The organism is Endozoicomonas sp. ALC013, assembly GCF_049310205.1.
Taxonomy (GTDB): Bacteria; Pseudomonadota; Gammaproteobacteria; order Pseudomonadales; family Endozoicomonadaceae; genus Endozoicomonas.
This window is the reverse complement of record NZ_JBLYNS010000179.1, coordinates 1-8,321: the sequence shown is the minus strand read 5'-3', so window position 1 is coordinate 8,321 and position 8,321 is coordinate 1. Positions and strand designations below refer to the sequence as shown.

The following is an 8,321-nucleotide window of genomic DNA, read 5'->3' as shown; positions in this document are numbered from 1 at the left end:
GTGTGTCTCAATGCGCTCTTTAATAGAGGTATGTTCTGAGGTTTCCAGCGTTGCAGCAATTTTTGCCCGGATGGGGTTTAAGTCGACATAGGCCATGCAAGTCAGCAATGCTGCCTCATCTAACAGGGCCTGACTTTTGTAACGACCTTCCCAAAAGCGCCCTTTGCACTCATCCTCTTTATTGGCCAGCCGGGCTAAGTATTCGTTAAGGCAGCGCATGAACCAGCTGATATCCATTAAACGACCTCGGTACTTCTGGGCACATTCTTCGACACGCAGCAGCTCTGCTTTGCCCAGCTGATCGTCGGCAAGATAACGCTGAACCAGGTGCGGGCCAGAAAAAAGCTGCGTCCAGCGTTGTAAGACTTCTTTGGTGTCACATTCTTTGGCTTGCTGATTATTGATATGGAGCACCACATGATAATGATTCGACATAACCGCATAAGCACAGACTTTCAGGACAAAAATACCAGAAAGCGCTTTCAATCGATCAACCACCCACTGCCTGCGATGCTCATAGTTTTTGCCCGAGAAATTGTCTTTGCAAAACTCTCAAACGGCGCTTCTTCCGGTATTCCCTATGGTACTCTCTCTGGCGCTGAACGTAAGCGGGATCTTTGCGGCGCTCGATGAGCCGCCTTCTTCTGCGTTCAGCGTATGCGGGATCTTTGTGCAACTCATTTCGGCGCTGTTTTTCACGCTCTACGTAAGCAGGATTTTTGCGAAGTTCCCTTTGGCGTATCTTTTTGCTCTCCCGCCAGGCAGGATCTTTGAGACGCTCCCTTTGTCGCTCCCTCTCGCGCTCTGCGAAAGCGGGATCATTCTTATAGCGCTCCCTTCGTCTCTTTGCCGAATCAGGATCATTCTGGTATCGCTTCCTTTGGTATGTCTTGTGGCGCTCTACGTAATCGGGATCATTCCGGTAACGCTTCCTTTGGTATACCCTTTGGTGCTCTAGGTGATCGGAATGATTCTGATAGCACTTTTGGTACTCAACTGCTGAAGTGTTGCCATTAAGTACTTCTTCTGCCTGCCGCGTTTGATGATCACTTGTCGTTTGGTTGTGGTTTTGCCAGCTAGCTCCCCCAACTGGCCTTGAATGTTGTTGATTAGAGAGTATTGCATGAAGATTAGCCAACAGACAATCCGGGTCCCACTCTGGTATTGGCTCGTTGACCTCAGGCTCGTTCTCCACTAGGTATTCATTCTGAAGAAAGCGGATGTCTGGTATTGATGATAGTGAATCATCCAAGAGGGTAGTGTCAGAATGATAAGATGAATATTCATCCAGCCTTGGCAGTAGTATCCCAGAAATATTAATTTCATCAGGGGCTTCCTGATCGCTACTGGTCAGAGATGCAATATTGTATTCATTCAATGAACTAAAAGGACCAGGACTGTTGTTGTGTCTGTCTGATTGACTATGGTAAATACGAAAAGGATCGTCCAGTGCCTGAACAGATATGCCTTGGTACGTCGGCTGCTGTTCATTTCTCATAGTTTGGTGCTGTTGTTCTTGTGAGCTTGAATAAAACCCGGCAAAAGCAACATTGAATTGAGTTAATTTAACAGAGCGTTCCATTGAATTATTAAACTATTGAATTCCAGTTTAAGACTTTTTCTGATCATATAAGTTTCATCCATAAATACTCTGTTCAATAATTATTTTAACCATGCCTCATTATTTGTTATGGCTATTAGTAATGTTGAAAGTGCTTTGACAGCTGCCCCTGAAGATTAAAATATTTTAGCGCCGATGGCAGTATCCAGCGGTTAATAAGCAAATTAAGCTAGTGGCAAGAATAAACGAAGCTGCTCTACTTACCTGCGTAGCGTATGTGGATTTGAACCCGGCTGGAGCCGGGATGGTGCAAACGCCTGAGACCTTTGAATATATTTCTATCAGCAAAAGGACAAAACTCAATCCAGGCTGAGATTACCGTTATTAATCAGATTGTTGATAATCTCGGCATCGGTGTTGCCCAGCACGGACATGTCAACCCCTTCCAGCCTGATCTTCTGAGTGATATCTCCGCCCACCTGTGGTGTTATTTCAAGCGTGGTATCGCCGTTGTCAAAATTCAGGGCCAGATACTGATCCAGATCCCCGTGATCACTGGGCAGGATATCGTCCAGGTGAATAACATCACCCCCCTGCCCCAGATGGAAGTCAGTGATGACATCTTCTGCGGGTGCCGCAGCTGTACCAAGGTCAGGTGCTTCCCAGGTAAAGGTATCAGAACCCGTACCCCCGGTTAGCGTGTCATTACCGGCTCCACCAAAGAGAATGTCGTCACCCGCTTCACCCAGCAGAGTGTTGCTGCCACTGTCCGCTTTGATGATATCCGCACTTTCGGTACCGATCATCTCCAGAGAGGTTAAAAATGACTCAATATCACCGGACTGGGCCTGATCGTAGAGGTCACTGATGCTGTCGGGATCCAGAGATCTGTCCAGAACCACCAGATCTGTCATGGTACCATCGGTGGCAGCATCCTGGGACCAGTTACTCTGTCCCACCAGGTTACTGGTCAGGGACACCCCGGAAGGCCCCTGGCCATTTGGATTGTCCGCCACTTCAACGCCATTTTTATACAGGTGCATGTGGCCATCGGCATCAACCGTCAGGGCCATGTGGAAAGTTTCTCCAAGGGTATAGAAGTTATCAAACGCCACAGACCCGACCATGGTGTTGCCGTGGAAAATTTGTGCCTCGATGCGACCTTCTGTAGGGCTGGCAATCAGGATATTATCGGTGCCGGGGCCATTACCAAAATCAATGATCCTGGCCCAGTTAGTGTGACTGTCATAGGTAAAGGTCGAAGCAATGGTTATATCACCGGACGGGGCCATGGTTCCCAGGTAGCCACCGGCACCGTTGAGGCTGACGCCATTATCATTGAAATGGGTAAGGGCACTGTAGAAGGTCAGAACCTGACCATTGCTGGTAAGACTTTCCGCCTTGTCACCGGAACCGGTGGTAAAGTCAAAGGCGGCCAATGCATCATTTGCTTCATGCACCGGTAGTAATTCTGCGGCATCTGTCACGGACACAACATAAGGCTGTTCAATGAATCCGCCGGATGAGTTTGTAGCCCTGACGGTCAACTGGTGACTGGTGGCCGTCTCATAATCGAGAGTTCCGGCAAGACTGATCTCCCCGGTAGCGGCATCAATGGTGAATAGGCCACCGGCATTATTGGCCAGGCTGAAGGTTAGCTCCTCACCGGCTGGGTCGCTGGCCTGCATTTGGCCAACGACGTCTCCTGGCAGGGCACTCTCAACAATATCCGCAGAGGCCAGAAATACTTCAATATGACCGGATTGCGTCTGACCGTAGAGATCACTGATGCTGCCCGGGTCCAGTGACCGATCCAGGATAATCAGATCTTTCACGGTACCGTCCGTAGCCGCGTCCTGAGGCCAGTTGCTTTGACCCACCAGGCTGCTGTTCAGTGTCACCCCCGCAGGCCCCTGACCATTGGGATTGTCAGCCACTTCAACGCCATTCTTGTACAGATGCATATGGCCATCAGCATCCACCGTCAAGGCCAGATGGAAAGTTTCATCCAGAGTGTAGAAATTATCATAAGCCACTGAGCCGACAATGTTGTTACCGTGAAAAATCTGAACCTCTATTCGTCCTTCCGATGGGCTGGCGATCAAAATATTATCGGTGCCAGCGCCATTGCCCAGGTCAACCAACCGTGCCCAAGGAGAGTGGCTGTGGTAAGTAAAGGTGGACGCAATGGTCATATCACCGCTCAGCGTTATGTCTCCCAATGAGCCACCGACACTGTTGAGCCTGACCCCATCGTCAGAGCGGGTAATGCCGCTGTTGAAGGTGAGATCCTGATTATGGTCGGTCAGGTCTTCAGCAACTTCGCCGGAACCGTTGGCAAAGTCAAAAGCGACCAGGGCATCAGAACCCCGCTCCGGCAACAGCTCCGGTGCAGCAGCCAGGGCGACCACATAGGTCTGCTCGCTGAAGGCACCGGATGGATCGGCAACCCGTACGGTCAACTGATGGCTGGAGGCCGAATCGTAGTCCAGGGTGTTGGCCACTGTGATCTCTCCGGTAGCGGCATCAATGGCAAACAAACCACCGGCATCATCAGTCAGGCTGAAGGTCAGGTTGTCACCATCCACGTCACTTACCAGAGCCCGACCGACCACCGTACCGGGAAGGGCGCTTTCGGCAATGGTATCAAGGGGAACGCTCAGGAATGCTTCTACTTCACCGATCTGCGTTTGCTGGTATAAGGCGCTGATACTGTCCGGGTCCAGGGACCGGTCGAACACAACCAGATCTTTCACCGTGCCATCCGTTGCGGCATCCTGGGACCAGTTACTTTGACCCACCAGGTTACTGGTCAGTTCTACTCCGGATGGCCCCTGGCCATTGGGGTTATCCGCTACCTGAACACCGTTTTTATAGAGGTGTATATGACCATCGTCGTCAACTGTCAGGGCCAGATGGAAAGTTTCCCCCAGCGTGTAGAAATTATCAAAAGCTACGGAACCCACAACTTGGTTGCCATGGAAGATCTGCGCCTGTATTCGCCCTTCTGACGGGCTGGCGATCAGAATATTGTCGGTACCGGCACCATTACCGAAATCAACCAGCCGTGCCCAGTTGCTGTGGCTGTGGTAGGTGAAGGTGGAGGCAATGGTGATATCGCCCCGCAAGGTCATTGCCTCCAGAGAGCCGCCAACGCTGTTGAGCGCGACACCATCATCAGAGCGGCTGATGCCACTGTTAAAGGTCAGATCCCGATTGTGGTAAGTGAGGTCTTCAGCCACCTCCCCCGAACCCTGGGCAAAATCATAGGCAACCAGTGCACCTGAGCCCCCCTCCGGCAAAAATTGCGGTGCATAATTGTGGTCAGCAACTGAGATCTCATACTGCTTCTCATGGAATGCTCCATCGGGATGATCGGTAACCCGGACGGTTACCTGGTGGCTGCTGGCTAAGGTGTGATTCAGGTCACCGGCGAGGCGAATAACCCCGGTACCAGCATCAATGGTGAACAGACCACCGGCATCATCGGTCAGGCTGAAGCTCAGCGTATTACCTTCCGGATCTTCGGCCTGCACCTGACCTACCTCAGTACCGATCGCAGCGTCCTCAGTAATGTGTAGAGGATTTAAAAATACTTCTATTTGTCCTGAGTTTGTCAGCGAGTAAAGATCGCTGATGTGGTCGGCATCCAGAAAGTGATCAACAATGATCAGATCCTTGACGCTACCGTCTGTGGCGGCCATGCCCCAGTTATTCTGTCCCACCAGGTTACTGGTCAATGACACCCCGTTAGGCCCCTGGCCATTTGGATTGTCCGCCACTTCAACACCATTTTTATACAGGTGCATATGGCCATCGGCATCAATCGTCACGGCCACGTGGAAGGTTTCTCCAAGGGTATAGAAGTTATCAAACGCCAAATAACCGACCTTGTTATTGCCGTGGAAAACTTCCACGTCAATTCGACCTTCTGAAGAGCTGGCAATCACAATATTATCGGCGTTGGGGCCATTACCAAAATCAACAATCCTTGCCCAGTTACTGTGACTGTGATAGGTGAATGTCGAAGCGATGGTCATATCACCGGACAGTGCCATGGTTCCCAGGGAGCCACCGACACTGTTCAGCCTGACACCATCGTTGGAATGAGTGATGCCACTGTTAAAGGTCACGTCCAGATTATTCTCCGTCAGGTCTTCCGATACCTGGCCTGAACCATCGGCAAAATCAAAGGCAGCCACTGCCGAGTAGTACGTATCCTGCTGCAGTAATACCGGGGCAACATTCTGGTCATTCACCAGGGAAACCACAAACAACTGCTCCTCAAACCCACCGGTCTGGTCAGTCACCCGTACCGTCAACTGATGGCTGGCGGCTGTCTCGTAATCAAGGGCACCGGCGACGCTGATGACCCCGGTAATGGGATCAATAGCAAATCGGCCATCGGCACTGTCGGTCAGGTTGTAAACGAACGCATCGCCATCGGGATCGCTGGCCCCTACCTGCCCAACAATTGTGCCGGGCTGGGCATTTTCACCAATCTGCTGGCCCAGGGACAGATTTTTGGTGTAGATATCCGCATCATCATTCTGGTTGCTCATCCAGGCAATCTGTACCGTACCATCTGCCAGGACGGTCACCGCAGGCTCATATTGATGGCCCGTTACGGTATCGTTAATCGCAATGGGGTCTGTTAATGGCACACCATTGCTGCTGAACAGTCTGCTGTAAACACCGTAACCATCCGCATCATCCGCCAGGAAGGTAGCCAGGATATCATTGCCTACGGCGGTCAGCTGCATATTGTTCAGGGCAACCACGCCAGCATCACTGACCGCAATTGGGGAACCCACGGCCGTAGCATTGGAGCTCCACATCTGGATATACCAGGTGTTGCCACTCTGGTAAGTGGTGGCCAGGCCGCCATTGTCCAGCACTATGACTTGTGTATCGTGACCCCAGGAGGCCGGGTGACCACCAAAAGCAACCGGGCCATGAGCACTGCTACCGTCGGCATTGAAAATTTGCAGATTTATCGCGTCATCCGGGCCATTGGATGCGCGCCAGTTAACGGCGAATTTGCCATTGTCCAGAGCGGCCAACTTGGGATGGGAATAGTCTGAATCCACATTGGCAATAAAAATGTCACCTGTATGCTGGGCATTCTCATCATACATGATGACTTTAAGCTGGTAGTCGCTATTCACGGTAGAAACGGCATAACGATTGTCAGACAGCGCCGTAACTTCCGTTCCGTAGTGTTGATGATCGGTATGTCGTCTGGTGATCCAGCTTCCATCCGCCCTGAAAAAGTGCGTCAGGCTGCTGGTTATCAAGCCCGGATCTTCATAAAAGTAAGTGACGGCATAGGCTCCTGAGGGCAGTACGGCAACAGAAGGTTTTTCAAACAGATCACCATAGGGCTGGGAAAGATTCCAGGTATTCACTTTATGGGCATTACCCATAGAATTGCCTGCTGCGTCGAACCGCTGGGCCATTACTTGATCATCAGAGTTGCCTGAGCCGGACTTCCACGTGGCGATATAGCCTCCTTCCGGATGGGCCGCAATATCTACCTGATACTGTTTATTGTGGCCTGCCGCGAGAACCTGCTCATGTTCCAGGGTGGGGTCCAATGCCTGATAATTGCCGATAAACTCTGATAACTGGTCAGCCTGTGTCTGGTGATAGAGTTCACCGATACCATCTGCGGTCAGTGATTCATTGAGTACCACCAGATCGTAGATATGACCATCCGTAGCTGCATCCTGAGAAAAGTTACTCAAGCCAATCTTGTTGCTGGTGCGTAATATCTCATTCGGTGTCTGGCCATTGGGGTTATCAGCCACTTCAACACCGTTTTTGTACAGGCGCATATGACCATTATCTTCAACCGTCAGGGCAATATGGAAAACTTCGTTTAAATCGTAGAAGTTATCAAATCCCACGCTACCTACCATGCTGCCGCCCTGGAAAACATGAGCCTCAATACGGTTTGGCGAGGGACTGGCAATCAGAATATTATCTGCACCGGGACCATTACCGAAGTCAATAACCCGAGCCCAGTTGCCGAACTGACTATAGCTAAAGGTTGATGCAATGGTAAAATCTCCACCCAGGGTCATCGCCCCTAGCGAACCACCGCCCCCCCCGAGATTAACTGACTCACTTTCAAAGCTGGCAGCAGAGTCAAAAGAGACATTATGGCTATGGTCGGTAAGGTCATCATAAACACCGGCGACATTATTGAATTCAAAGGCTGCTACTGACAGCGAAGAAGACCTTCCTGGCTCCAGTTCCGGTGCGTTAGTGACGGACACAACATACTGCTGATTACTGTACGCTCCACTTGGATCAGTGACTCGCACAGTCAGCTGATGGCTGTTGGCCGTATCATAGTCAAGAATACCTGCAACACTGATCTCCCCGGTACTGGAGTTGATGGCAAACAGGCCATCGGCATCGTCGGTCAAACTGAAGGTCAGCGTATCACCGTCGGTATCACTGGCCTGTACCTGACCAACGACAGTGCCGGTCCGGGCATTATCGCTGACATTCAGGGTGGTCAGGAGGGTTTCGACGTTACCGGCAGCCAACTCCGGGTTATCACCACTGGTGGCCTGCAGGGTAACATTGTCGATAACCAGATCCCGGTTATTCCCGTTGACGGTGGTGTCGGAGATCCGCAGCACCAGGTTGCCCGCCGATGGAGCATTGAACACCAGGTTCAGGGTCTGCAGGGTCAGGGAGTCGCTGTCGAATGCCTGCGCGGCAAGCACGGCACCAGACGTTTGATCAA

General features: G+C 51.3%; 2 protein-coding genes and 1 pseudogene. All 3 read right to left on the bottom strand.

Going from position 1 to position 8,321, the window contains the following annotated elements; all coding sequences use genetic code 11:
• Positions 1-498: pseudogene (locus ACO6V1_RS21190) on the bottom strand (hypothetical protein); the annotation flags it as partial.
• Between the two features lie 16 nt (positions 499-514).
• Complete coding sequence (locus ACO6V1_RS21185; RefSeq protein WP_422463717.1) at positions 515-1,498, bottom strand: hypothetical protein; 984 nt, start codon at positions 1,496-1,498, stop codon at positions 515-517.
• Positions 1,499-1,920: 422 nt separating this feature from the next.
• Positions 1,921-8,301: a cadherin domain-containing protein gene (locus ACO6V1_RS21180; protein WP_422468389.1), complete on the bottom strand. Its 6,381-nt coding sequence runs from the start codon at positions 8,299-8,301 to the stop codon at positions 1,921-1,923.
• Between the last annotated feature and the right edge of the window lie 20 nt (positions 8,302-8,321).